This window comes from Psychrobacter sp. G (assembly GCF_000418305.1).
Taxonomy (GTDB): domain Bacteria; phylum Pseudomonadota; class Gammaproteobacteria; order Pseudomonadales; family Moraxellaceae; genus Psychrobacter; species Psychrobacter cryohalolentis.
The window spans coordinates 1,860,104-1,885,802 of record NC_021661.1 but is presented as its reverse complement, the minus strand read 5'-3'; the positions used below and the strand labels follow the sequence as shown (position 1 = coordinate 1,885,802).

Here is a 25,699-nt window from a genome sequence, read left to right as displayed (position 1 = left end):
CCCCTTTAAAGAATATTCATTCTTTAAAGGGGTTTTTTCGTAATAGGCTAATCATCTGCTCTAAAAAATCAGCGACGTGCTTATGTAAGTTTTCTCGATAGGCCCAATGATGCTTGACCTCGTAACTTGCCTCATTGGGCAGTAGTATTTTCATCATCCCCATCTCTTCATAACGCTTTGCCAAATCATTGGGCAAGTAGCCGACATGATGACCTGCCAAAATTAATTGCGCGGTCGCCTCCATATGGTAAGTGGTGGCGCTTAACGTTTTTGGGCGGACATGATTGATACTCAAATCAGTAATATAGCCTCGTTTTATCCATGGATAGTTTTGTTCCAAACCCTCAAAGGTTAAACCTTCCGCCTCATAAAATAGCTGATGCTCACGTCCACAGCAAACCACTTGCTTTTCGATAAATGCTGGCTGGAAAGTTAATAGGGGTGGGAAGCTACCAAAATATCCCACGCCAATATCACTTTCATTACTTAAAAGCTTATCAAGCATACTCTCAGGGTTTTGCACATCGATAGAAAAATGTATCAATGGATTATTACGATAGCTTGCTGCTAAGCACTGACGTAACGCATCATAAAAAACCGTTGGCATCTGATCGATCAAACATAATCGAATATGACCGCCACGCACCGAATCTAATTGGCGAATATAATGCAGTTGATGCTGAAAGCTTGCCACCGCTTCGGTAAAACTTAAGCAAGCCTCGTAAACCGCGGCACCGTCTTCGGTGAGCTTAAAACCCGCGCGTCCACGATGACAGAGCGTCATACCCAAGCGGTCTTCTAAATGGGTCAAATGACCGCTGATAACAGACGGCGTGACATTTAAGCGTGACTGCGCGGCGGTCACGCCTTGGCACTCTACGATGGCCATAAAGCTCCGCAGGGTTTTGATGTCAATTTTTATCAATTCATCTAGCATCGAAAGTCATGTCCCTGTATCTATTGTCTTAACCAATTTAACCAATTTTCTGTAAAACTTCTATAAATAACGAATAAATCAAAGTTACTACGAAAAATCAGAAGTTTACTTCTAAATTTTATCATGGTCTACCTGTTGATATTTAGGTATTGTCAGAAGTATATAAAAAGTGACATAGAAAAAAAGTGGCATAGACAAATTGTCTGTTTTGACCAATCGATACAAGGATGTGAGTGATGAAATTCAATCAACCATTAAGCGGCAACGACATGCCAAGATTTGGCGGCTTTGCGTCTATGATGCGCCTGCCAACCCAAGCCGATGCCGAAGGACTAGATGTAGCATTTGTTGGGGTGCCTTTAGATATTGGCGCCTCAAACCGTAGCGGTGCAAGATTGGGTCCGAGACAGATTCGCGATGAATCACGCATGATTCGCCCTTATAACGTCGCCACTCGCGCCGCTCCCTTTGAGTCCTTACAAGTCGCTGACATTGGCGACGTGCCTATCAATACCTTTAACCTGCTAAAAAGCGTCGATATTATCGAAAAATTCTATACCGATAAAATCGTCAGTCATGGCGCTATTCCTTTAACGTTAGGCGGTGATCATACGATTGCACTGCCTATTTTGCGTGCGCTCGCCAAAAAACATGGCCCTGTCGGTATGGTGCATATCGATGCGCATGCTGATATCAATGATGAGATGTTTGGCGAAAAAATTGCCCATGGTACGCCGTTCCGCCGCGCAGTTGAAGAGAACCTCATCGATGGTAATCGTGTGGTACAAATTGGTTTACGTGGTACGGGTTATAGTGCTGAAGAGTTTGATTGGTCAACCGAGCAAGGTTTTCGCGTAGTGCCTGCTGAGGAATGCTGGTACAAGTCGCTGACGCCATTGATGGCAGAAGTGCGCGAAAAATTAGGCGATGGCCCAGTATATTTAAGTTTCGATATTGATGGCATCGATCCGGCATTTGCACCGGGTACGGGAACCGCTGAAATCGGTGGCTTGACGTCAACGCAAGGTATTGAAATCATTCGCGGTATGCGTGGACTTGATGTGGTCGGTGGCGATTTGGTAGAAGTGTCACCGCCGTATGACCCGTTTGGTAATACCTCGGTACTAGCCGCGAACCTGCTATTTGAAATGTTATGTATCTTACCGGGTGTGCGCTATGACGACAAAGTCAAAGCCATTTATTGAGCATGATTTATAATCTTAAATTGCCTTTTATAAGGAATTAAAGGGCAGTTTGGGTTTAGCTTGGATTTGATACTGAACGACTTATTTAATTGCTATTGAATTTTTAGGATGATTAACTCATGACGCATTCTCCACAAACGCCTTCTTCATTGCCAAAATCTGCGCTAGTTACCTCATCTCTAACTTGCGGTGAGCTACTCGTACAGTGGCTAGAATATTACGGGGTTGAGACGGTATTTGGTATTCCGGGCGTACATACGGTCGAGCTATATCGTGGCCTGCCCAATACCAATATCCGCCATGTGACGCCGCGTCACGAGCAAGGCGCAGGCTTTATGGCCGATGGTTATTACCGCGCTTCTGGTAAAGTCGGAGTATGCTTTATTATCACCGGTCCCGGCATGACCAACATCATGACGGCAATGGCGCAAGCATTGGCAGATTCTATACCGATGCTAGTGATATCTAGTGTCAATAAAGTGCAGCATACCGGCAGCGGTGAAGGGCACTTGCATGAATTGCATGACCAGCAAGGTATGGTCAGTAAGGTTGCGCTCATGAGTAAAACCATCTGGCAACCTGAGTCGTTACCCAAAGTCATCGCTGAAGCTTTTGCGTTATTTAATGGCGCGCGTCTGGGACCGGTGCATATCCAGTTGCCCATTGATGTGATTACCGCCGATGCCAGTCATGTCGCCAAGCCGCCTAAGCTAAATAAGCTAGATGCTTCTCTAAACAGCCAATCTGATAATAATATTCTGGCGCAACTACAAGTAAACAAACCGCTACCTCATCCTGCGCAATTAGATTTGATTATTGAGCAGCTAAAAAGCGCAAAAAATCCAGTATTGCTCTATGGCGGTGGCTGCGTTGATGTCGATAATGACGCACAAAAACTGGCAGAGCTTATCGATGCGCCCACCTTTTTGACCATTAATGCCAAAGGTTTACTGCCACCTGCTCATCCGCTGAGTTTGGGTAGCAATCAGTCATTGGATGTTGGTCGCGCTGTCATTAGCGAGGCCGACTTAGTATTGGCGATCGGTACTGAGCTTGGCGAGACTGATTATGACGTCTTCTTTAATGGTGGTTTCAAAATCAATGGCACGCTGATTCGTATCGATTGCGATGCTCAGCAATTACAGCGTCCGTTTAGAGCAGATATTGCGCTATTGTCTGATGCGCAAATGGCCATTAGTGGTCTATGTACGCGCTTAGAAAATCAACCGCTGAATCATCAAGCCCTCGCGCGAGTAGCAAAGGTAAAGCAAGCGTTGATAGAAGAAATGACGCCAGATTTTGCTGGTCAAAACGCACTGCTACAGCTGATTCGAGATGAAGTAAAAGACGTCATTTTCGTTGGCGATTCAACCCAACCTGTTTATAGTGGCAACCTTGGTTTTGAGGCTTTAGCCACGCGTCGATGGTTTAACTCATCGACTGGCTTTGGCACTTTGGGTTATGGTTTGCCTGCCGCGATTGGTGCCATGATTGGCTCAAAAGCGCCAGTTATTAGTCTGATTGGCGATGGCGGCATTCAGTTTACCATCGCAGAACTAATTTGCGCCGCCGAGCTTGAGCTGCCATTGATTGTGCTGTTATGGAACAACCAAGGTTACGGTGAGATTCGCCGCTATATGGAAGAGGGCGGCTTACCATTGATTGGGGTCAATATTAAAACCCCGAACTTTGAGCCATTAGCCGCAGGATTTGGCGCAGGCTATCGCAGAATCACAGCCAAACAGCAACTGCTCGACGCTTTAAAAAAAGACATTAAAGGCACACAACCCATCATTTATGAAATTGATGAGGCTGATGAATTTCTTCTTGAAATGGGTAAGACGTTTACCTGCTTTAGCTGAATATTGATTTGTACTAAAAATAATTAATAAAATTAGATCCGAACAATTCGCTCAATTCGAGCATTGGTCAGACCGCCAAAGGGAAAAATTGGTGATCGTCGCTTATCAAGGAGGAATCAGATGTCAAATGTTATTGATCAATCGCAGCAGCCCATATTGGGCAATCATGTTAGTGTGTCAGAGACCCCGCAAGGCGCACAGTGGCGCGCCGCAATGTGGAAGTTCTTGCTGTTTTCAGCATTGGGTATTACCTTATTTATCATCCCGTTTCAATGGGACGGCAAGGTAACTATTTTATTAGGAGTGCTTACCGATACCTTGCAAGCATTGATTGGAGGTTATGTTGTTTACGCCGCATTAGCGATTGTGACAGTCTCCTTTGTAGGGGCGCTAGCGGTCAAAGTTTTGAAGCCTAATATGCCAGCCGATTCTATGCGCGCAAAATTGTTTGATGTTGATTGGTTTTGGCTAGCCGCGCGCTTTTTAGGGGCGCTATTTGTTTGGATGATTTACCTGCAAATCGGACCTGAGTTTATTATCAACCGTAATACCGGCGGCGTGATTTTTGAAGACCTGATTCCTATTTTGATTCCTTTGTTCTTTTTTGCTATTTTATCGTTACCGTTTCTCACTGATTTTGGTTTGATGGAATTTTTGGGTACCTTGTCGAGTAAGGTGTTTGTCAAACTGTTCCGGTTACCGGGCCGCTCTGCGGTCGATGCCATGTCTTCTTGGTTTGGCGCTGCATCTATCGGTTTGCTTGTCACCATGCAAGAGTATGATAAAAGCTACTACAGTCAGCGCGAAGCAGCCATTATCGCAACGACTTTTTCAGTCACCTCCATCGCTTTTACCTATGTGGTAGCCAAAACCATCGGCGTTGACAATAACTTTGTGTATTTTTATCTGACCATTGCCTTAACAGGCTTTATTGCTGCCATTATCATGCCGCGCCTACCACCATTATCTTTAAAGCCTGACACTTATCACTCAGGTAAGAGCATGCTTGATGAAGAGATTCCGACTGAGTACACCACCTATCAATGGGCGATCAACCATGCAATTACGCGCGCACATTCTATGCCAAGTTTGGGTAATGTCTTTAAACACAGCCTAAAAAACCTATTTGATATCTATTTTGGCTTGATTCCAGTGGTTTTTGCTATCGGTACTATTGGTCTTGGCTTAGCAGAGTACACGCCCGTATTTAACTGGTTGTCGGCACCGCTTGTACCGCTGCTTGAATTGCTACAAATTCCAGAGGCTGCTGAAGCGGCTCCAGCGATGATTATGGGCTTTGCTGATATGTACTTGCCCGCTTTGGTTGGTAAGAGTATTGAAAGTGAGATGACGAGATTTATCGTTGGTGCAGCTTCTATTACCCAGATTATCTATATGTCTGAAGTAGGGGCGCTGATTTTAAAATCAAACATTAAGCTGAATGTGCTAGAGCTATTTATGATTTTTATTCTGCGTACGCTGATCAGTTTGGTGGTTATTACTACTGTGGCGCATCTGTTGTATTAAAAAATGTGCTTGTGCGTAATGCTATGCCAGCAATCGATTTTGCCTTATTAAAGGTAGCTATTGAAGCGGTAGACCGAGATGATGAGAAAGATACCTATGCATTATATGACCCAAATTCAGGAGTGGTGATTACTACGACCAGACTGAGCACAAAAGCCCACGTAGATATAGCAGTGGATGTCGCTACTCAAGCCTATCTGCTTACACCCGTTGATATCTGTGCGCTTATTGTCCCGTGGAATTTTCCAATGGTAACCACTGCTTGGAAATTAGCCTTTGCATTGGCTGCGTGGTATTGGTCGAGAGTTGGGCGCAGGTGGTCTATCGGCTTATCAAAAGAGCAAGCATGTCTTGTTACCGTAATAATGCTCAAAATCTGTACACAGAAAAGCCTCCAATAAGGAGGCTTTTTTAAGTCAATACAAAATCATGACAAGTAAGTGGGTTGCTGTGGTAAATACCTTGTAAGCACAATTAAATTAAAATAATGTCAAAACAATAAAACCGCTAAGATATTTCGATAGCGGTTTTATTGTCTATATTGTGAGCAGCTTAGTATTGAAAACTATGCGATATTAACCGAATACTTTCATGCGCTCTTCAACAGGCTTAAACGTTTTGTCGCCTGCAGGCTGCTCGATAGCACCAAATACCATTTGAGCGTTTAGCGTCCAGTCTTTGTCAATATTCCATGCTTCAGCAACTTTGTCATCGATAATAGGATTATAGTGTTGCAGATTTGCGCCAACGTCGATACTGGCCAAAGCCGTCCAAATAACATACTGATGCATCGCGTTGGTTTGATGTGCCCAAATGGGGAATTTATCCGCATATAACGGCGCGTTTTCTTGCATGCTTTTCACGACACTTTGATCTTCAAAGAACATGATTGTACCTGCACCCGCCTTAAAGCCCGCGATTTTGTCTTTTGTTGATTTAAACTTTTCTTCATCACCAACGATTGCATGTAGCGTCTCTTCAGTGATATTCCACAGTTTCTGATGCCCTCCACCAAACAATACGACAACACGCGTCGATTGTGAGTTAAATGATGACGGCGTATGCAAGATTGCATGCTCAACCAACTTAACGACTTCTTCATTCGATACGGGCAATTGATTGCTCAACGCATAGATAGAACGGCGTTTTTCGGCAAGTTGTTGTAAGGTATTTAGGTCTGACATAGTATTTCTCCACATGGTTAATATAAATTGATTCGAACTAATAAATGATCGGTACTATTAATGGTTATATTCAGTATCTGCACTTCCAATAATTATCTTTTAGTATAGATAAATTAAAATGCGTTGAAGCGTCCATTAGCTCATTGGTACTTCCATTAGCAATACTTTAGCATCATCGATGACGTCCATCGTGAAGCTTTTGGTGTCCCAGACGCCAAGGCCATCGCGGGTATCCAAAGTGTTATCGTTTACCACGACTTTACCGCTAATGACAAAGACATAAACACCGTTGTTAGGATCTTTTAGCTGATAGGTTTGGGTAACACCTTTATCAAAATCACCCATGCTAAACCAAGCATCTTGATGAATCCATACCCCTGCGTCGTCCGCATTGGGTGACAATACTTGATTGAACTCGTTTGGCTTTAGGATATCGTCCATACGGATTTGCTGATAACGAGGCTCAACGTTCATTTTATTTGGGATAACCCAAATCTGTATGAACTTCACCTCTTCTTTGTCATCGCCATTCATTTCACTGTGCGTGATACCAGTACCCGCTGACATGACTTGGATTTCACCGGTTTCGATGATGCCATTATTACCGATGTTATCGCCGTGACCGAGCTTACCTGATAAAGGAATACTGATAATTTCCATATCGCGGTGTGAGTGCTTACCAAAGCCTTGACCACCAATGACGAAGTCATCATTGATGACACGTAGCGCACCAAAACCCATACGTTCTGGATTATGATAGTTAGCAAAGCTAAAAGTGTGCTTGCTTTTTAGCCAGCCATGGTTGGCATCGCCACGAGAGTCTGCTGCATGATAGATCGTTTTCATAATTTATCCTTAGATATTAATAGGTTAAATGTCTATAAATTTATTATTAATTAACTTGTTTAAACAATGGGTCTATTATAATTGTTATCCTATAATAGATAAACAACGTTAAATGCAATTAGCTATTCTTGTTTTTAGAACAATTGGATGGCAGAGATAGCGCCACATATTCATAGTGGAACCATGGATTCTATAACAGGGTCAGTTGCATAAACGGTTGCTATAAGCCCAAAAATCCATTACGCAATATGTTGTAAAAAGTCTCTATCACGCGCCCTAACTGATAGATACAGCACGGGCAAAACAAATAAGCCTACTGCCCAAAAACTTAGCTGCATATATAACAACGCACCCACTAATGCACCTACTAAAAAGCTAGATACCAATACTGAGCTGTGTGCCAGTTTTTTGCGATTGTCCGCTGTGCGATTGACCAAGTAATCGGTCAGATTGATACCCAGTTGCGTAGTATTACCTGTCATCAATACTGTCGGACTCATATGCTTAATCACCGTTTTACTAGCGGTATTGCGAATTGCCAGCGCAATTAAGCCTAATCCACCCGTTATCGCCACGGTTATATCACCAGCATCGACAAAAGGCTGATAGTACAAACCGGCAATCATAAAAGCGGTCAGAAAAAATGCTTCCGCTAAGAATAAATGGCTCAGCGTTAGCTGTTTATTTTTACTATGATCAATAAATATCTTGGTCACCATGACCGTCAAAATAAATAACGGTAAAGCGGCAAGTTTAATCCATAGACCGGCTTCACCTTTCACCAAGCCACTGCCCGCCATCACCAAGTTACCCGTGACATGTGCGGTGAAGAAACCAAACAAGGTGATAAAACCAATGGTATCAATGGCACCGCCAACCACTGTCAATAACACAGGCGTTTGATGACGCTGCCAAAAACTTGGTAAGTTATCATTAGATGGGCTGTGAGCGTTAGTTGTCATGATAAGGAGCTGTCATAAGTATAAGTGAGCATAAATACACGTTTAACCATCGTTTTCTTATTTTTAGTTATAGGCAATTATCTACGCGTGTTGCTGTGATCAATTGAATAAGCGCCTGCACCATGAGCAAAAATCATCAAGAAACCACCTGCTATCGCGATGTTTTTCATAAACGGGTTCATTTGTGATTCATCAATCCAGAACTGATGGAAAAGCAGTGCTGATATAATGTTAAAACCCACGAACAATAACGCAATCAGGCGTGCTTTAAAACCGAGCAAAATAGCAATGCCACCAAATAACTCAAGGGCAATCACCAACGGTAATAGCATACCAGGTACGCCCATCGACTCCATATAACCTTGAGTAGCAGCGTAGCCTGTGATTTTGGTAAAGCCTGAAAAGATAAAAATCATTGATAAAAATAGGCGACCAATTGGGGCGCTAAGCTCTTGTAATTTATCCATAGTAATTCTCCAAAAATGTCACAATGTGGATTTAAATCGTTTATATGTCGCTAAGTAATGATTATATTTTAATTGTTGACCACTTATAGATAAACCGTGATAATCGCAAATAACAGTTCTTTTTTATAGAACAGTCAAGGAGCATCTTACATGGGACAATTAGAAGACATGGCAATGTTTGTACGCATTGTTGAAGCCGGCAGCATCACAAAAGCCGCTGAGCAATTAAATATTGCCAAATCAGCGGTTAGCCGTCGTCTCAAGGATTTAGAGACGCGCTTGGGCAGTCAACTTATTAGCCGAACCACGCGCCAATCCAACTTAACCCAAGCCGGTGAGCAGTATTATCAAAAGGTGAATAATATACTGAGCGAAGTTGACGCCCTAAACGAAGAAACCAGTGGTGCGCCCACGCGTATCGAGGGCACCTTAAAAATGACCGCCCCATTGTCATTTGGCTTGATGCATCTAAATGATGTCATTGATGAATATGCCAATCAGCATCCCAATTTGAACTTTGAGCTCGATTTCTCTGATCGGCATACAGATTTGGTTGAAGAAGGGTTTGAATTGGGGATTCGTATTAGAGAACTGCAGGACTCGAGCTATCAAGCCAAACGTCTGGCGCTAATTCGCTATACCTTATGTGCCAGCCCTGAATATTTGAGTAAAATGGGCACACCAACTACCCTAGAAGATTTTGCCAAGCATGAGTTTTTACAATACGGTCTAAACAAATCCAGCACGATAGAGCTCATAGACGAGCAAGGTAAAAAGCACCAAGTCGCTATCAACTCAAAGATAAAGGTCAATAATGGCGACTTTTTACGAGAAATGGCGGTAAAAGGTCATGGAATCGCTTTTTTGCCCAATTTTATTACTTACAAAACCTTAGCCAGTGGTGCACTTGTGCCCATCATGCAGCAGTATCAATTGCCGACTTTAAATGCTTATGCTGTTTATCCCAAAAACCGTTTCTTATCGCAGCGCTGCCGTTATCTAATCGATTTTATCGCTGAGCGTTTTGGCGATGATCCGTATTGGGATCGTTTTTAACTTTGTTTATGCGTTGGTGTTTGTTTTGGCTAAGTTTGTAATGCCTGTATAGATTCGCTTAGAGTAACTTAATAGGTGTTAAATACTTGTCCATGGCACTGACAACGACTGCGCTTAACTAAATAAGTAATTATTAGTGGTTATTTTGATGTCTCAAAATATCTGAATAAAGATAATTAAAAACAACAATGCAAATAATGTTTTAGGTTCATATGCCGTGTCTTATTGCTATCACCGCGATAACTATTACATCCCGTCAAATCTTCTTTGCAAAATTATAAGACTTCCTCTTTAGTCAAACTTAGATCTGCTTTAACGACAAAGATTTTTTACAGCCTTTTGTGTGCATGGTGTCGATACCGCTGCTGCTGATAGTTTTAATGTTGGTATCATGAACGATTTTTTCCAACATAAACCTTCTTTGGTTTTTGACGATTAACTTTAACATAGCGTCCTGACTATGTCATTTTACTGCCAGCCTAATGTTGCACCATGCTCATCTTGGTGCGCAAATAAAGGGTGCGCGCGCGCTTCCTCTAGTGTAAGAACTGGCGTAACGCACACATCTGCCGATTCAAAAACCTGCTGCCAGTGAGCAAGACCATATCTGGCAAAGGTATCAGCGACCAATTGCGCCGTTTCTTGGCTGTCTCTGGTATTAGGCATGACACCCATTTGCCAATGCTTAGTTTTGAGCTCAGGTAACTCTAATACGTCACATAAACCTTGCCAAAACTTTAGCTCTAAAGAGCCGACTGCCATATGACGATCATCTGCTGTTTTGTACAAACGATAGCAGGGTAGTAGACCACCTAAAAAATCATGCTCCGGCTTTGGGTTTTTACCAGAAAAGCTTGCAACCAACTTACCAGTTGCTTTTGGCATGACCAGATGCTGATACAAGCTATGGGTCATACTGACCGCAACGTGACGACCTTTACCCGTGCGCTGTGCTGACAACACGGCAGCCAAAAGGGTAATGACTGCCGTATCACTGCCGCCTGCCAAATCTGCAAACTGGATATTAGGCATTGCTTGATCACCATCTGCGGTTTTGAGCTGATCAAGCACGCCGCTCATCGCCATAAAGTTGATGTCATGACCAGCTTTATTAGCCCAATCATGGATAATGCTCTCGCCATCAACAACGCCATAACCCGTAATCGATACCATGACCAGCTTTGGATTAATAGCATGCAGGGTCTTAGCGTCCAGCCCCATACCTTCAAGCACTTCTGGGCGAAAACTATCAAGCATCACATCGACATCTTTAAGATGCGTTTTGATTGTTTCAATACCTGCTGGATCACGAAAATCAACTTTTTGAGTCTCTTTACCATGGTTTAACGCGGTGAAAAGCTCGCCAAAGGCACGGGCAGGATCACCATTAAGCGGTTCAATCTTAATAACATCCGCGCCTAAGTCTGCAAGCAGTCGCGTGGCAAATGGTCCTGGGAGGTTGCGCGTCAAATCAACAACGCGCAACCCCTGTAGGCAGTTTTTCATAGTATCAGCTTGATTAGCCATCAACAAACTCCTCACCACTTGAAGACATATTCACTAATATTTGAGCCGGTTCAAACCGCTTACCATATTTGCTAGCAAGCTCGCGGCTACGTTCAACAAATTTATCAACGCCTACTGAGTTGATGAACTGTAATGTACCACCTTGGTTCGGTGCAAAGCCCCAACCGAAGATTGAACCTACGTTTGCATCAGCTACCGTACGTACGACGTTTTCCTCGAAACACTTCGCGGTCTCATTGGCTTGCACGTAAAGTAGGCGGTCTACCAAGTCTTGCTGAGACGGCTGCTCATCTATCGCTGGATATAACTCAGTGAGCTCAGGCCATAGATGCTTTTCACCATTTTGCGGATAGTCATAGAAGCCTTTAGCAACCTTTTTACCTTCACGGCCAAGTTCCTTCACCATTTTTTCTACCACTGGCATGGCAGGATGTGGGGTAAAGGTTTTGCCTTGCGCTTCCAAGGCACGCTTGGTTTGCTGCATGACATGTAATGATAGGCTTAGTGACACCTCATCTTGCAGTGCGAGTGGCGGCATCGGCATACCAGATTTCATACCAGCCACTTCAATACTACGAGGATGAATACCTTCACTTAACATGGCAATACCTTCTGAGACATAAGTACCAAAGACGCGAGAAGTGTAGAAGCCGCGGCTGTCATTGACAACGATAGGTGTCTTACCGATTTGACCGACATAATCAAAACCTTTAGCCAAAGTGGCATCATCGGTTTCTTCGCCAACAATAATCTCAACCAATGGCATTTTATCTACTGGCGAGAAGAAATGTAGACCGATGAACTGGTTTGGACGCTTGCTAGCTTTGGCAAGTTCAGTGATAGGCAAGGTTGACGTGTTTGACGCATAAACGGCATCTTCTGGAATTACTGCTTCAGCATTACGCGTGCATTCAGCTTTGATGTCTACATCTTCGAATACCGCTTCGATAATTAAATCACAGCCTTCTAAATCGTCGTAAGACGTTGTGGTTTTAATAAGGTCTAACAGTGCTTGTTTTTTCTCTTCCGTTGAACGACCACGGCTGATCGCCTTGTCTAGCAACTTAGCAGAATAGTTTTTGCCTTTTTCGGCACCTTCGATAGCCGTATCTAACAGCACCACTTCCATACCCGCTTTAGCTGAGACGTAAGCGATACCCGCACCCATCATGCCAGCACCAAGTATGCCGACTTTGCTTACTTTAGAACGCTCAAACCCTTCTGGGCGTAACTGACCTTTTTTAATGCTATTTAACTGTGTCCAAAGCGTATTTATCATATTTTTGGACGCGTCTGATAATACACAAGCGACAAAAAAGCGTGATTCGATTTTAAGACCGTTATCGATATCGGTTAGGCAGCCTTCAAAGACACTAGATAAGATATGGGTGATTGCCGGATAATTGCCGTGCGACTTTTGATTTGCCATCGCAGGCGCAACCGAAAATACTTGTACTACTTTAGGATGTTTGCTGTCGCCACCCGGGATTTTAAAGCCTTTTTTGTCCCATGGCTGCTGAGCTTTTGGTTTTTCATTAATCCATGCTTTAGCCTTACTGATAAGCTCATCATTATCATGAGCCACGTCATCGATAAGACCAATGTCAATCGCTTGCTGCGGGCTAAGCGCTTTGCCTTGCGTCATCAGCTCAAGTGCTTTTTGAATACCAATCAAACGTGGCAGACGCTGAGTACCGCCACCACCAGGTAATAGACCAAGCTTGACTTCAGGTAAACCCAGCTTGGTTTTAGACGAGGTCTTTGGAGAGTCAATGGCGATGCGATAATGACAAGCCAAAGCTAGCTCTAAACCACCACCTAGTGCCGTACCAGTAATAGCAGCAACCACTGGCTTACCTGACGTTTCAAGTGTACGCAAACTGGATTTTAAGTCCTCAACCAAGTCAAACGCTTGCTCAGCAGTTTCAATAGTGGCCAGTTGGTCAATATCTGCGCCAACTACAAAGGTTGATTTACCAGACGTTAAAATCAAACCTTTTGCTTCTTGGTCGTTGACAAAAGCATCAGTCAATGTGGCAAAGGCGTCATTAAAGCCATCACCGATGACATTCATTTTACGATCTACTTGATCGATAGTAACCGTAATAATACCGTTGTCTGATTCTGCTGAAAAACTGTTTAATTCATTAATGGCATTTACGCTGTTTGTGTTCATTCGATATCCTTATTTTCTATGCGTAGGTTTGTCCATATATAGGTAATATTTGAGGCTTAAACACGCTCAATGATGGTAGCAATACCCATACCACCGCCGACACACAGTGTGAGCACTGCTGTTTTTAGATCGCGGCGCTCAAGCTCATCAAGCACCGTGGTCAGCAGCATCGCGCCTGTCGCACCCAATGGGTGACCCATAGCGATAGCGCCACCATTGACGTTGACAATATCAAGTGAGAGACCAAAGTCATCAGCGGTATTAAGCGGTACAGCTGCAAATGCTTCGTTGATTTCCCAAAGGTCGATATCAGTAGCAGTCATACCGGCTTTAGCCAGTGCTTTTTTACAGGCAGGGGTAGGGCCAGTCAACATGATGGTTGGCTCTGAACCAATCACAGATGCCATCGTTATTTTAGCGCGTGGTTTTAGACCTGCTTTTTTGCCAGCAGCTTTACTACCCACAAGACATAATGCTGAACCATCAACGATGCCTGAAGAGTTACCAGCGTGGTGCACATGGTTGACGTTTTCAATAGTGGTGTATTTATCAAGAATAACGCCATCGAAGCCCATTTTACCGGACATCATAAATGATGGGTTTAGGCCTGCTAACGTTTCCACTGAAGTGTTTGGGCGAATGGTTTCGTCTTTGTCTAATAGCGATAAACCGTTTAGATCTTTTACGGGAACGACTGACTTATCGTAGTAGCCTTTTTCCCATGCAGCCGCTGCTCTTCTGTGTGATTCTGATGCAAACTCGTCAACGTCTTTACGACTAAAGCCTTTTAGCGTTGCGATGGTATCAGCGCCAACCCCTTGAGGTACGAACTGAACGGCATCGTTTACTCGTGGATCCATATACCAAGCGCCGCCGTCCATACCCATTGGTACACGGCTCATTGACTCAACACCACCGGCGACGACTAAGTCTTCCATACCAGACATGACTTTGGTTGCCGCAAGGTTAATTGACTCGAGACCAGACGCACAAAAGCGTGACAGCGTTAACCCTGCTACGCTCTCATGCCAATCAGCGTCGATAACGGCGATACGTGCGATATCAGAACCCTGCTCACCGACTGGTGTCACACAGCCTAAAATGACGTCGTCTACCAAACTGGTATCTAAATTATGGCGTTGTTGCATCTCTTTTAGTAGCGTACGAACGAGCCAAATAGGTGACGCCTGATGGAGGGAGCCATCTTTTTTACCTTTGCCACGTGGGGTGCGGATGGCATCATAGATATAAGCGGTCTCAGTCATAATAAATCCCTTTAAGATTTCATTGGATATTTGTTAGATAATGAAGTTTTGAGGAGAACGTACTCTCCTCAATTAAATACTTAAGAACATTTGGCTTAATAACATTCGTATATTGGCTGGCATGTATTTATTTGCATGTAACGGTTTTCATAAAGCGGCTTGGTTTCACCCAACGCTATTACATAAAGCGTGAAGCCAATTCCTTCATAATCTCATTAGTGCCGCCGTAGATTTTTTGGACGCGCGCATCAGCATACATACGAGCGATTGGGTACTCTGTCATATAGCCGTAACCACCAAATAACTGTAAGCATTCATCCATGACATTGCACTGTTTTTCGGTCACCCAATACTTGATTAATGACGCTTGCGGTGCGGTTAAGGTGCCATTAATCATCGCTTCAACAGCAGAGTCACACAAAGCTTTTACGGCTAGGTAATCGGCCTGAACTTCAGCCAGCTTAAAGCGCGTGTTTTGGAACTTCCAAATTGACTTTCCAAAAGCTTCACGCTCTTTTACGTACTCAAGCGTCAACTCTAAAGCCAGCTTGATAGCACCGCAACCACTTAGCGCAATAATCAGGCGCTCTTGCGGCAACTCTTGCATCATTTGGATAAAGCCAAGACCTTCAACACCGCCTAATACATTTTTCTGTGGGACACGGACGTTACTAAAGAATAGCTCTGAGGTATCTTGAGAAGATAGACCGGTCTTTTTGAGGTTGCGACCACGTGAGAAACCTTCTAGAGCGTCAGTTTCGACCACAATCAGGGAAACACCCTGAGCGCCCTGATCGCGATCCGTTTTGCAAGCTAAAACGATAAGGTTGGTATGCTGACCGTTAGTAATAAACGTTTTTGAACCATTGATAATGTAGTCGTTACCATCTTTCACCGCGTAGGTTTTGACTGCCTGTAAGTCAGAGCCTGTCGTTGGTTCTGTCATTGCGATAGCGCCAACAGATTCGCCAGTAGCCAGTTTAGGTAGCCATGCTTTTTTCTGCTCTTCAGTACCGTGCTTTAAAATATATGGCGCTACAATACCTGAGTGGACCATACCACCAAAACCAGCTTGGTTAGCCTGTGCCTGAGCTAACAAAATAGCGGCTTCGTGACCAAAATCACCACCGCCACCGCCATATTCTTCAGGCATTGACGCACATAAAAACCCCATATCGCCTGCCTCGTTCCAAGCTTTACGGTCAATCATGCCGTTTTCACGCCACTGCTCATCTTTATCCTCCCAACTTTTAAACATCTTCAAAGCACTGTCATATACCATGCTGTGTTCTTCGGTCATCCAGTTTGAGGTAAATGCTTCAATACTCATGTTGTCCATCCTTGACAGTAATTATATAGAAATTGAATTTAGGGTAATTTATATTACCCTTTAGTTAGGTATTAAAAACTCTTTAAAATAAAAACTTGTAGAAGATATACTAGATGACAAAACTGCTTTATTCAATACGTTTAAAATAAATGGTAATACATCTTACCTTAGATAAAAGTGGCTTATTGAGTGAAGAGATTGACTCTAGTCTAAGTAGATTACAAGGGAGTAAATAGTAATGACAATGAGGACAGTCAAGCGAAAGGATGGTATTGAGACCTCTCAACATTTAGCGCCCTTATCAGATATGCGACCTGCCACCTTGGATAAGATTGAGCAAGCGGTTCGTAAAGTGTTCGCAGGCTTCGACCCTAGTGAAGTAACGATGGCTCAAATTGCAAAGTCTGCCAACGTTTCATTGCAAACGCTTTATAAATATTTTGGAGACAAGCAAACCCTGTTTAATACCATTATGGATATCGTACTTGGTAGGTTGGCGACGCGGATCATGGACCATTTACAAGGGATTGATAGCGTAAAAGATCGATTGCGCAAGACACTCTGGGTATGTTTTGATTTTGTCGACAGCCATCCAGATGCAGTGATGGTGCTGTCCTCGATATCGGTATCCCGCATTCGCAGTATTGCCATTTATGAGAATAAAGAACTGATTGGTGCATTTTTGGATGTATTAGAAGATGGTCAAAAACGGGGTGTATTGAATGACAGTGTGCCGCTATATATTCTGTTTGATGTTTTTATGGGTTTTATCAGTCGTTTAGGCTTTATGCATATTATGCGGCAGAGCAATACGCCGATAAACGCAGAGTTTGACGCGCTATTTGTGATTTTATGGCGAGCTATCTCTAAGCCTGAGACAGAAAAAGTGTAATGGTTTATCGCCTAGACCATAATAGAACCTGACTTTCTAACAGCGTCTCCAATCTTAACTTTTATCGTTAGACAGTAATTCCATTTTGATTAAACAGTAAAAGGTGTAATTACTATCTGGTTTACTGTTATTAATCTCAGTTTGCTATAGACCTGCTCGGACTACTACAGACACAAAAAAGCCCTTATGCTATTAAACATAAGGGCTAATCAGTCATTCTCGAACTTACTTGTACTGCTAATTGGTACCGGTGGTCGGACTCGAACCGACACGCTTTTAAAGGCAACGGATTTTGAATCCGTCATGTCTACCAATTCCATCACACCGGCGTGTTAGGTGATAAAGTTTATATACTGCAAACATTATCGAATTGGGCTACAGGGTTATCTCTGTATAGGCTGCGTATTATAGCAGCCTATTTTTGAGCGTCAAGAATTATTTATTATATTTTGAATAAAAATTCAGATTTTAACCAACGAAGGCGCGTTCAACCGCATAATCTGCCTGTACACCCATACGCGGTGAGACCGTTAGACCGAAATCATCCAAAATAGCTGAGACTTCAGCATTAAACGGCATGCTACCGCATATTAGGACGCGATCATCTTCTTTGTTCATAGGAGGCAGGCCGATATCTTCAAAAAATTTGCCAGATTTCATTAAGTCGGTAATACGACCGGTGTTTCTAAACTCTTCGCGAGTGACAGTCGGATAATAAATGAATTTTTTACGGAAATCTTCACCAAAAATTTCATCATTCGGCAGCTCGTTTTCGAACATGTCACGATAAGCCAAGTCACTAACACCGCGCACACCATGTACCAAAATGATCTTTTCAAAACGCTCGTAGACTTCAGGGTCACGTGCCAATGCTAAAAATGGCGCAACACCTGTACCGGTTGACAGCATATAGAGGTTCTTACCCGGCAAGAGATCATCTAATACGAGAGTGCCCGTTGGTTTTTTACTGACCAATAGCTCATCACCAACTTTAATATGTTGCAAACGCGACGTTAATGGACCGTCCTGTACTTTAATGGAGAAAAACTCCAAATGTTCTTCATAATTAGGACTGGCAATCGAGTAAGCTCGCAGCAACGGCTTGCCATCAACGACCAAACCAATCATCGCAAACTCACCATTACGAAAGCGCAAGCCGTCGTCGCGTGTGGTTTTGATGCTAAATAGTGCATCATTCCAATGATGAACCTCTGTAACCGTTTCGGTGCGGAGTTTTGACATAAATTCCTCGTTAGTAAGTGGTAATCTGTATCAATCTAAATAAATGCTGAATACCCATTTTCCATGATAAAGTCAAAATGGTGCAAAATTTTAATAGAAGATGAATGCTATCAATGCTAATTAAGCCATCACTCTGTTATTTTAACATTATTATTCGGCGTTATAAGCTGATGCGGCGCGCATGACCGCGATTTTTAAGCCATTATTGATGAATGCAAGCCATTCTCAATAAATTTCTCGCTCATCATAACAAACTTTAAAATAAAAATCCGTCAAGCGGCTTTGGTATAGCATGATAAAATGGAATATCGTTAGTGAGTTATTATCTATAATTAGTCACAGCTGGCTTGTATAGCGCTTATGTGGAACTATAAAACCCTGTTTTTTGGATTTAATTTATGTCTTGTCAGACTGCTTCTTTTTTGCATAATCATATAGCACCAATTATCGGTTACCATCATGCCCCACTTTCACAGAAGTTTGGCGCGCCAAGACAGCCAAATCTGGTTGCATTGACCAGCGTGATTGAGATGATTGCGCCTTATGATACGCCAGCTGCGTTTGTTGGTTTGGAAGATTTTAGCCATATCTGGGTCAGCTGGCAGTTTCATCACAACTATTTGTATAAAGATAAACAGGCTAATAAAGCGGATAGCAGCTTTCGTGCGCAAGTGCGACCGCCGCGTTTGGGCGGCAATCAAAAGATAGGCGTGTTTGCCAGTCGCAGTATGTATCGACCCTCAGCGCTTGGATTGTCTGTGGTTAAGCTTGAAGCTATTGAGATTGTAGAAGGACGGGTGCTACTTATCATTAGCGGTGCTGATATGATAGATGGTACGCCAATTATCGATATCAAGCCTTATGTGGCTTATAGTGATGCGTTACCTGATGCACAAAGCGGTTTTGCGCCCTCTGCGCCGCATTTGTTGGAGGTGACTGTCACTAAAGTTGCCTATGAGCAGTTTGTGCAAATTATAGACAATCAACATATTCACAATGAAGCAGAAAAAATAGCTCACAATGAAAAAGCAACGGTAAAATCGGTCATTCATAAAATGCAAAAACAATTGCTTATGCCTGATCTTGATAATATTAAAGCGTTGATAGCACAAGACCCACGCCCTGCTTATCGCCAGAAAGAGGTTAATACTTCATTTATCATGCGCTATAAATCTATTGATGTGAGTTTTCAATTGATAGGTTCAGGTGAATTACAGATAACGGATATCGACACAATATAGTCTAATAGGTAAGATGAATATCGACATTGCGCAAATGCTTTAAACCATAAAAGAAGAAAAAATATGCCTGCTCAACAGTATTCGATAGTAATTGATTTGCGTTGGTGCCTTGATGAGTTGCTGGCAGATCGAGTGATAGACCAACGGGGTTATAATCTCGTCATTACCAGCCGCCGCAGTAAGGGTCAGCATCCGCTATTGGCTATAAGTGAGTTTGGTCTGCCTAATAGTCATGCACTTGATAATAATACTGAAAATAAATTAACTTTGGCATGGCTCAATCAATGGTTGGCTGCCAAAGCAGATATGTCGCTGGTCCGTATTGACCCGTTAAAAGTCGATGTACCAGCAGTGACGCAGCTCATGTCGTTTGAGTATGCACGCTCGCAGCATATTTTGCCGATTGAAGTAACGCTTGATGAGGTGGTTATCGGTACCGATCAGCCATTTTATACCGATTGGCATGGCAATATTGAAAAGCTCATTAAGTCAAAAAGCTATCGTACAGTCTTTATTAATCCTGAACAAATCAATCGCTATCGGCAAGAATTTTACCAAGTCACGCAAGCGATTGCAGGGGCGAACTCACTACATAAACGTGCCGCATCTGATATCACTAATGTTGAAGCACTATTACAGCTAGGGGACAATACCAACCCCGATGCCAATGACCAACATATTGTCAAAGTCGTCGATTGGTTGTTGCAATATGCCTTTGAGCAGCGCGCCAGTGATATCCATTTAGAGCCACGTCGTGAGACGGGCAAGGTGCGTTTTCGCATTGATGGGGTGCTGCATAGTGTTTATGAGATGCCACTCGCTATTATAGTGGCGGTAACGGCACGTATTAAAATCTTGGGACGGCTCAATGTGGCAGAAAAACGCAAACCACAAGACGGGCGACTAAAAACACGTACACCAAAAGGCTTAGAGACCGAGCTGCGTTTATCCACGATGCCGACTGCCTTTGGTGAAAAGCTCGTCATGCGGGTATTTGACCCTGAGGTACTAGTACGCTCCTTTGCTCAGCTTGGTTTGTCAGGTAAGCAGCTGGAGACTTGGCACGAGCTGACCGCGCATCCAAATGGCATTATATTGGTTACCGGTCCGACGGGTTCGGGTAAAACGACCACTTTATATAGTACGCTCAAGCAGCTCGCCACTGAGCAAGTCAATGTCTGTACTATTGAAGATCCGATTGAAATGATTGAACCTGCCTTTAATCAAATGCAGGTTAATCCAGGAGTTGATTTACATTTTGCTGATGGTATTCGCTCTTTGATGCGCCAAGACCCTGATATTATTATGGTTGGTGAGATTCGTGATGCTGAAACGGCCAATATGGCAGTACAAGCGTCTTTGACGGGACATTTGGTGCTCTCAACCTTGCATACCAATGATGCACCAAGTTCAATTACTCGACTGCATGATTTGGGTATTCAGCCTTTTTTGACGTCAGCGACTATCTTGGGCATCATGGCACAGCGTCTATTACGGACATTATGTCCACATTGTAAGCAAGCCGTGGATGTTACGGCAGATAGCGAGATTGCCATTCAATGGCAAGAATTAGTACAGCCGTGGCGCGCGTCCGTGCCAGCGCAGATTTATAAGGCACAGGGTTGCGAGCATTGCCGCCATACCGGTTATCAAGGTCGTATTGGTCTTTATGAGATTATGCCATTATCAAATGAGCTAAAAAAACTGGTCGCTACTGATGCCAATCTGGATGTATTAAAGCAGCAAGCATACCGCGAAGGTGTGCAGCCATTACGCCTATCGGGTGCGAAGCGTATTAGTGAAGGGGTAACGACCATGGAAGAGGTGATGCGCGTGGTACCGTTACATTGACAACTGCATTGATAACTGCCCTTTAAATGTAATCTCTTTAAAAAATGTATTCTTTGAAAAATATACGCTGATGAGAAAAGGGTTTAGAAGCACGTATATAGGCGTTTGTTAAACACCCCTTGAAAACAGTGCTATTTAGAGCAATTAATACTATTACGATTACCAAATCCATATTATAAGATAATTCTACTTATTGATTTTTATTAACGAGATTGTTTATGTTTACCGATAGCCACTGCCATCTTAACCGTTTAGATTTGACCAAATACGATGGTCAATTGTCTGGCGCAATTGCCGCGATGAAAGAAGCCAATGTCACGCGCGCGATGGCAATTATGTGTGATTTTGCTGAATATGATGAGATTGCCAATATCGTCAAGATTTATGGCGATGAAACGCTCAATCTTGGCATGAGCGTTGGTATACATCCTTGTGAAGATATCAGCGTTTTACAATCTGCAACCGTTGAACGTTTGATAGAAACGGCTAGCGCTGACCATGTGTGGGCAATAGGGGAGACGGGACTTGATTATTACTGGTCGACAGAAAATAAAAAAGCGCAACAAGCCAGCCTTGCCCGTCATATTCATGCTAGCCAAAGCCTAAAAAAACCGCTTGTCATCCATATGCGTGATGCTAAAGAAGATACGATTGATATTCTAAAAGCAGAAGGTGCTGAGCATGGCATTATTCATTGTTTCACCGAAGATTGGGAAACCGCAAAACGTGCCTTAGACTTAGGGTTTTATATCTCATTTTCAGGCATTGTCAGCTTTAAAAGCGCCCAAAATATCAAAGATGCGGCAAAAAATATGCCAAGAGACAGGATATTGATCGAAACAGATAGCCCTTATCTAGCGCCTGTCCCCAAACGTGGTCGCCCGAATGAACCAGCTTACGTGCCTTATGTCGCCAGTTGTATTGCAGAGATGTATGGCTGCAGTAGCGAAGAGGTCGGTACACTGACTGCAAAAAACTTTGAGAATTTACTAGCACAGTATCATTAAAATGGTTATGCTATGACCACTCAGTCATTTCTTGCAAGTGGCAGCTGTTTTATGCATGCCGTCTTGCAACGTTAAATATAAGCACATGATTATAAATGATTATTTAGCAAACATACGCATATTTCTTTATTGTGTTCGTCACGCATTCTTTGGAGTATTTGATACTCCGAATGCCGATATGCCAATACGAACTGTGGTCATATGCATGATATTGTCAAGTTTTAGGAGAGGTTATGAGTCGTCAGCATCAATTCAAGGTACGAGAAGAGAATATCTTAGCAATGGCAGAGCAATTGCTACTTGAGTCAGGCGATGGCGACATCACTTTAGACAGCTTGGCAGACCAGCTTGATTTGGCTAAAGGCACATTGTATAAGCATTTCTCTAGTAAAGATGAGCTCTATCTGCGTATTATCATTCGTTATGAAGAGCAGCTGTTTGAAATTAATCGTATTGACGATTGCCCATCAGCAGGCGTCGCTCGTATGATTTTTCAGCAATTATTTAATCCACAAAAAGCCATGCTACTCAATCAAATCGAAGAGCGTTTGGCGGCATCAGTGACAGGTCTTAATCGCTTATTTGGTGAGCTGTATGATATTCGCCGTCAGCGCATGAAGCGCTTGATTGATATCATCAGTGCTTATCTGAAGGACGAGCACAGTAGCTTAAGCACGCGTGATTACCTATCATCTATCTGGGCGATGGGTCAGGGCGGTGCAGGGCTGTTGAACTCAAGTTTTTATCAGCGTTATTTGGGACGCCGCGATACTCTGCGTTATGCCTTTGTCCAACAAATGCTAGAGCTGCCAAGCCATTACCCAGCGGCTGAGGATGAAGTGATGGATGAGGATATGCAGGAATTGGTCGAACAGATTGATACTGAGTCAGAAGAGCATCGCAATACCAATTATTAGGTTTTTACTGTAACGTGAAAACCATGAGTGGTTATTTTATAAAATAATCTGTGTTGTTATATGCTATGTAGCAGCACATTAATCTTTATCTGATACAGTCAATCTTCTCTCCCGTTTTATATCTCACCCAATATAACGTCATTTTTAAAAGAATGACGCCATTCAAGATGACTTTTGTATGTCAAAACTCTCATCACCAATGACACATCATCATACCCAAGCTGGCTTTACACTGGTTGAAATCGTCGTCGTCGTGGTTATTTTGTCTATATTCGCTGGCATGATGAGCTTATCAGTAGGTAGTAGTGAATCGCGTAAAAATCGCGCTTTTTATGAGCATCTGACGGATTCATTAAGCTATGTTCGACTGTTATCGGCTGAACGTATGCAGCCGATGGGTTTGAGTCTGCAAGCCAATAAGCAGGGTCAAATTACCCCTGTGATTGTCACTCTATCTAATCCTTATATGGCTTATCAAACTGATACCTCGGCGTCTTCTAGTGGAGACAGTACGCCTAAGAATTCAATGGAGCTATCTGCCGATTTATCCAATATGTCTAGTGGGATTAAAGACAAGCTACCAACACCAAGCTGGGAGCTTGAGTCCGAAGTCACTTTGCCTGAGCTGCCTGCTGGGGTGAGCTTAGCCATACAAGGCCTAGATGCTGGTAATATGTCAAATAGAGGACAAATCCAAACGCTACAACCTTGGTTTACAGATCAAACAGTGCCGCAAGTATTATGGTTTGGCACAGGGCAAGCAGCACCGGTGACCATTGAAGTGCGCCATAATTCCCGTCTGGTAGGTGAGGTCATTACGATTATGCCAGATGGCAGTATGTCGATAGGTCAAGGGCAATAACCGATGATAAATAATGACAGAGCCAAACCTAACCATGTAAACCGAAAGCCAAACCTATCAAAGCATGAGAGCGGATTTACCTTGATTGAGGTGATGGTTGCCTTAGCGATCTTGGCGGTCGTTGCTGTTGCTGCGAGCCGTGCTAGTAGTGCTTATTTGAGCTCAGTCGATGTATTACGGACACGTACGCTTGCGCATTTTGTTGCCCAAAACGCTGCTGCTGACTTACGTATTCAAGACACCTGGCTAACTGCTAATAGTGCCCAGACAATCAATGCCCAAGGTCGCGACTGGCAAATTACGATGACTGTGAGTGAGGGTATAACGCCAGCATTAAAAAAAGTGAATATCGCCGTTGCACCTATCATAGATGGTCAAACGCGTACCGCAGTCAATGATATCAATGTGATACTGAGCAACTCAAAGCAAGATATAGGTAGTTTGGACTTGACTGGCTCAAACCCAAATGGAGGTAGTCTGTGAAATCGCAGCATGGATTTACCTTACTTGAGCTGATGGTCGCCATGGCAATATTTGCGATGCTAGCAGTGGCAGGCTGGCAGGTGTTTGATAGCGTCAACCGTGCTCGAGAACGTGCCCAATTCCATGCAGATAATTTAGCCGTTTTGCAATATGCTTATCTGCAGCTACAGCAAGATATGAGGCAAATCATTCCTTATCAAGCAGTAAATACTCAAAGTGCCAGTGTTTTAAATGTTGATAATGCAAATAATAGCAATCAAGAAAATGCACTACAGCCTGCGCCTGAACCTTTTATGAATCTGGATAGTACGCGTATCAGCTTTGTCCGTTTTGCTGATCCTGATCCTCGATATCAAAGCAGTCCTAGTATGCAGCATGTCGAATATATTTTTGCTGATGAGCGTTTGATTCGCCGTCAATATGCCAGTATAGGCGGAGGTAGTGATAGTATCAGTTTGGATAGTGTCTTGCTGGAAGGGGTGACAGCAGGGCAATGGCAAGCGTATCTGCCAGAAATAAGTACAAAGTTTCCCAATAAAGACAGTAATAGTGACAATGCCAGCTTGAACAGCCAGTTTGGAAAAGGGGCGGCGTCAACCACTGCTCAGCCTGAGAGTGTGCTGCTACCGAAAGGAGTTGCTATCACTTTCACTTATCAAGATATGCCGATTACCTGGCAGTGGGCGCTTGCTCCGCAGCCAATACCAAATAATAGTGCCAATAAAAATAATACTCCTGATAATTCTAACGGCAACGGCAACGGCAACGGCAACGGCAACGGCAACGGCAATAGCAATGGCGCAAGTAACAATGATGCAGCCAATGGCAATGTAGATAATAATTCAGGGAATGGAATTTAA

At 43.3% G+C, this 25,699-nt stretch carries 23 protein-coding genes and 1 tRNA gene; 13 read left to right on the top strand and 11 right to left on the bottom strand.

Translation table 11 applies throughout. The features are described from left to right. Window positions 1–16 precede the first annotated feature (16 nt). On the bottom strand, window positions 17–937 hold the full coding sequence (locus tag PSYCG_RS07790; protein WP_020443696.1) for a LysR family transcriptional regulator: 921 nt from the start codon (window positions 935–937) through the stop codon (window positions 17–19). Between the two features lie 236 nt (window positions 938–1,173). Between PSYCG_RS07790 and speB the strand changes: the two genes are divergently transcribed. From speB to PSYCG_RS13690, 4 genes are all read left to right on the top strand, one after another. Further along, window positions 1,174–2,142 (top strand): agmatinase, encoded by a 969-nt coding sequence (gene speB, locus PSYCG_RS07785; RefSeq protein WP_020443695.1) that lies wholly within the window; start codon window positions 1,174–1,176, stop codon window positions 2,140–2,142. Between the two features lie 119 nt (window positions 2,143–2,261). Beyond that, window positions 2,262–4,004, top strand: a complete 1,743-nt coding sequence (locus tag PSYCG_RS07780; RefSeq protein ID WP_020443694.1) for a 5-guanidino-2-oxopentanoate decarboxylase — start codon at window positions 2,262–2,264, stop codon at window positions 4,002–4,004. Between the two features lie 120 nt (window positions 4,005–4,124). Beyond that, the gene (locus PSYCG_RS07775) at window positions 4,125–5,531 is read left to right on the top strand and encodes a YjiH family protein (RefSeq protein ID WP_020443693.1); all 1,407 of its coding nucleotides are present in this window, start codon (window positions 4,125–4,127) and stop codon (window positions 5,529–5,531) included. A gap of 23 nt (window positions 5,532–5,554) precedes the next feature. Beyond that, window positions 5,555–5,932: an aldehyde dehydrogenase family protein gene (locus tag PSYCG_RS13690; protein ID WP_020443692.1), complete on the top strand. Its 378-nt coding sequence runs from the start codon at window positions 5,555–5,557 to the stop codon at window positions 5,930–5,932. 174 nt (window positions 5,933–6,106) lie between these two features. Here PSYCG_RS13690 and PSYCG_RS07765 read toward each other — a convergent pair whose 3' ends face one another. The 4 genes from PSYCG_RS07765 to PSYCG_RS07750 all read right to left on the bottom strand — a co-directional run bounded on the left by PSYCG_RS07765 (window position 6,107) and on the right by PSYCG_RS07750 (window position 8,990). After that, window positions 6,107–6,715 carry a nitroreductase family protein gene (locus tag PSYCG_RS07765; RefSeq protein WP_020443691.1) on the bottom strand — a complete coding sequence of 203 codons (609 nt, stop codon included), beginning with the start codon at window positions 6,713–6,715 and terminating at the stop codon, window positions 6,107–6,109. Between the two features lie 135 nt (window positions 6,716–6,850). Next, window positions 6,851–7,561 (bottom strand): pirin family protein, encoded by a 711-nt coding sequence (locus PSYCG_RS07760; protein WP_020443690.1) that lies wholly within the window; start codon window positions 7,559–7,561, stop codon window positions 6,851–6,853. Window positions 7,562–7,800: 239 nt separating this feature from the next. Then, window positions 7,801–8,523: a YoaK family protein gene (locus PSYCG_RS07755; protein WP_020443689.1), complete on the bottom strand. Its 723-nt coding sequence runs from the start codon at window positions 8,521–8,523 to the stop codon at window positions 7,801–7,803. A gap of 77 nt (window positions 8,524–8,600) precedes the next feature. Further along, window positions 8,601–8,990 (bottom strand): DoxX family protein, encoded by a 390-nt coding sequence (locus PSYCG_RS07750; protein ID WP_011513873.1) that lies wholly within the window; start codon window positions 8,988–8,990, stop codon window positions 8,601–8,603. A gap of 150 nt (window positions 8,991–9,140) precedes the next feature. Here PSYCG_RS07750 and PSYCG_RS07745 point away from each other — a divergent pair, with 150 nt between their 5' ends. Beyond that, window positions 9,141–10,046: a LysR family transcriptional regulator gene (locus PSYCG_RS07745; RefSeq protein WP_020443688.1), complete on the top strand. Its 906-nt coding sequence runs from the start codon at window positions 9,141–9,143 to the stop codon at window positions 10,044–10,046. A 468-nt stretch (window positions 10,047–10,514) separates the two neighbouring features. Here the strand turns inward: PSYCG_RS07745 and PSYCG_RS07740 are convergent, their stop codons facing one another. The 4 genes from PSYCG_RS07740 to PSYCG_RS07725 form a co-directional block, all read right to left on the bottom strand. Continuing rightward, window positions 10,515–11,573, bottom strand: a complete 1,059-nt coding sequence (locus tag PSYCG_RS07740) for a CaiB/BaiF CoA transferase family protein (RefSeq protein WP_020443686.1) — start codon at window positions 11,571–11,573, stop codon at window positions 10,515–10,517. Further along, window positions 11,566–13,749: a 3-hydroxyacyl-CoA dehydrogenase NAD-binding domain-containing protein gene (locus PSYCG_RS13715; RefSeq protein WP_020443685.1), complete on the bottom strand. Its 2,184-nt coding sequence runs from the start codon at window positions 13,747–13,749 to the stop codon at window positions 11,566–11,568. The genes PSYCG_RS07740 and PSYCG_RS13715 overlap by 8 nt, the downstream gene beginning before the upstream one ends. A 56-nt stretch (window positions 13,750–13,805) precedes the next feature. Next, window positions 13,806–15,014, bottom strand: coding sequence for an acetyl-CoA C-acetyltransferase (locus PSYCG_RS07730; protein WP_020443684.1), 1,209 nt, complete (start codon window positions 15,012–15,014; stop codon window positions 13,806–13,808). A 178-nt stretch (window positions 15,015–15,192) separates the two neighbouring features. Further along, window positions 15,193–16,344 (bottom strand): acyl-CoA dehydrogenase family protein, encoded by a 1,152-nt coding sequence (locus tag PSYCG_RS07725; protein ID WP_020443683.1) that lies wholly within the window; start codon window positions 16,342–16,344, stop codon window positions 15,193–15,195. Window positions 16,345–16,582: 238 nt separating this feature from the next. Between PSYCG_RS07725 and PSYCG_RS07720 the strand changes: the two genes are divergently transcribed. Continuing rightward, window positions 16,583–17,236 carry a TetR/AcrR family transcriptional regulator gene (locus PSYCG_RS07720; RefSeq protein WP_020443682.1) on the top strand — a complete coding sequence of 218 codons (654 nt, stop codon included), beginning with the start codon at window positions 16,583–16,585 and terminating at the stop codon, window positions 17,234–17,236. 242 nt (window positions 17,237–17,478) lie between these two features. On the opposite strand, the gene PSYCG_RS07715 is transcribed toward PSYCG_RS07720, so the two are convergent. Next, window positions 17,479–17,565, bottom strand: a tRNA-Leu gene (locus PSYCG_RS07715). Window positions 17,566–17,704: 139 nt separating this feature from the next. Continuing rightward, window positions 17,705–18,478 (bottom strand): ferredoxin--NADP reductase, encoded by a 774-nt coding sequence (locus PSYCG_RS07710; protein WP_020443681.1) that lies wholly within the window; start codon window positions 18,476–18,478, stop codon window positions 17,705–17,707. Between the two features lie 398 nt (window positions 18,479–18,876). On the opposite strand from PSYCG_RS07710, the gene tsaA reads away from it, so the two are divergent. From tsaA to gspJ, 7 genes are all read left to right on the top strand, one after another. After that, window positions 18,877–19,719, top strand: a complete 843-nt coding sequence (gene tsaA / locus PSYCG_RS07705; protein WP_020443680.1) for a tRNA (N6-threonylcarbamoyladenosine(37)-N6)-methyltransferase TrmO — start codon at window positions 18,877–18,879, stop codon at window positions 19,717–19,719. A 63-nt stretch (window positions 19,720–19,782) separates the two neighbouring features. Next, window positions 19,783–21,570, top strand: coding sequence for a GspE/PulE family protein (locus PSYCG_RS07700; RefSeq protein ID WP_020443679.1), 1,788 nt, complete (start codon window positions 19,783–19,785; stop codon window positions 21,568–21,570). Window positions 21,571–21,788: 218 nt separating this feature from the next. Beyond that, entirely contained in the window at window positions 21,789–22,577 is a 789-nt protein-coding gene (locus PSYCG_RS07695; RefSeq protein WP_020443678.1) for a TatD family hydrolase, read from the top strand. Between the two features lie 233 nt (window positions 22,578–22,810). Next, on the top strand, window positions 22,811–23,494 hold the full coding sequence (locus PSYCG_RS07690) for a TetR/AcrR family transcriptional regulator (protein ID WP_011513862.1): 684 nt from the start codon (window positions 22,811–22,813) through the stop codon (window positions 23,492–23,494). Between the two features lie 178 nt (window positions 23,495–23,672). After that, window positions 23,673–24,356: a prepilin-type N-terminal cleavage/methylation domain-containing protein gene (locus PSYCG_RS07685; protein WP_020443677.1), complete on the top strand. Its 684-nt coding sequence runs from the start codon at window positions 23,673–23,675 to the stop codon at window positions 24,354–24,356. 3 nt (window positions 24,357–24,359) lie between these two features. Beyond that, the gene (gene gspI, locus PSYCG_RS07680) at window positions 24,360–24,839 is read left to right on the top strand and encodes a type II secretion system minor pseudopilin GspI (protein WP_020443676.1); all 480 of its coding nucleotides are present in this window, start codon (window positions 24,360–24,362) and stop codon (window positions 24,837–24,839) included. Next, window positions 24,836–25,699, top strand: a complete 864-nt coding sequence (gene gspJ / locus PSYCG_RS07675) for a type II secretion system minor pseudopilin GspJ (protein WP_020443675.1) — start codon at window positions 24,836–24,838, stop codon at window positions 25,697–25,699. Before gspI ends, gspJ begins: the two co-directional genes overlap by 4 nt.

Coding starts and splice junctions, on each gene's coding strand:
- tsaA (WP_020443680.1), top strand. CDS start 18,877: ATGTCTTGTCAGACTGCTTCTTTTTTGCATAATCATATAGCACCAATT.
- PSYCG_RS07695 (WP_020443678.1), top strand. CDS start 21,789: ATGTTTACCGATAGCCACTGCCATCTTAACCGTTTAGATTTGACCAAA.
- PSYCG_RS07790 (WP_020443696.1), bottom strand. CDS start 937: ATGCTAGATGAATTGATAAAAATTGACATCAAAACCCTGCGGAGCTTT.
- PSYCG_RS07765 (WP_020443691.1), bottom strand. CDS start 6,715: ATGTCAGACCTAAATACCTTACAACAACTTGCCGAAAAACGCCGTTCT.
- PSYCG_RS07720 (WP_020443682.1), top strand. CDS start 16,583: ATGACAATGAGGACAGTCAAGCGAAAGGATGGTATTGAGACCTCTCAA.
- PSYCG_RS07725 (WP_020443683.1), bottom strand. CDS start 16,344: ATGAGTATTGAAGCATTTACCTCAAACTGGATGACCGAAGAACACAGC.
- PSYCG_RS07775 (WP_020443693.1), top strand. CDS start 4,125: ATGTCAAATGTTATTGATCAATCGCAGCAGCCCATATTGGGCAATCAT.
- PSYCG_RS07760 (WP_020443690.1), bottom strand. CDS start 7,561: ATGAAAACGATCTATCATGCAGCAGACTCTCGTGGCGATGCCAACCAT.
- gspI (WP_020443676.1), top strand. CDS start 24,360: ATGATAAATAATGACAGAGCCAAACCTAACCATGTAAACCGAAAGCCA.
- PSYCG_RS07745 (WP_020443688.1), top strand. CDS start 9,141: ATGGGACAATTAGAAGACATGGCAATGTTTGTACGCATTGTTGAAGCC.
- PSYCG_RS07685 (WP_020443677.1), top strand. CDS start 23,673: ATGTCAAAACTCTCATCACCAATGACACATCATCATACCCAAGCTGGC.
- PSYCG_RS07740 (WP_020443686.1), bottom strand. CDS start 11,573: ATGGCTAATCAAGCTGATACTATGAAAAACTGCCTACAGGGGTTGCGC.
- PSYCG_RS13715 (WP_020443685.1), bottom strand. CDS start 13,749: ATGAACACAAACAGCGTAAATGCCATTAATGAATTAAACAGTTTTTCA.
- PSYCG_RS07700 (WP_020443679.1), top strand. CDS start 19,783: ATGCCTGCTCAACAGTATTCGATAGTAATTGATTTGCGTTGGTGCCTT.
- speB (WP_020443695.1), top strand. CDS start 1,174: ATGAAATTCAATCAACCATTAAGCGGCAACGACATGCCAAGATTTGGC.
- PSYCG_RS07690 (WP_011513862.1), top strand. CDS start 22,811: ATGAGTCGTCAGCATCAATTCAAGGTACGAGAAGAGAATATCTTAGCA.
- PSYCG_RS07750 (WP_011513873.1), bottom strand. CDS start 8,990: ATGGATAAATTACAAGAGCTTAGCGCCCCAATTGGTCGCCTATTTTTA.
- PSYCG_RS07755 (WP_020443689.1), bottom strand. CDS start 8,523: ATGACAACTAACGCTCACAGCCCATCTAATGATAACTTACCAAGTTTT.
- PSYCG_RS13690 (WP_020443692.1), top strand. CDS start 5,555: ATGCCAGCAATCGATTTTGCCTTATTAAAGGTAGCTATTGAAGCGGTA.
- PSYCG_RS07710 (WP_020443681.1), bottom strand. CDS start 18,478: ATGTCAAAACTCCGCACCGAAACGGTTACAGAGGTTCATCATTGGAAT.
- PSYCG_RS07730 (WP_020443684.1), bottom strand. CDS start 15,014: ATGACTGAGACCGCTTATATCTATGATGCCATCCGCACCCCACGTGGC.
- PSYCG_RS07780 (WP_020443694.1), top strand. CDS start 2,262: ATGACGCATTCTCCACAAACGCCTTCTTCATTGCCAAAATCTGCGCTA.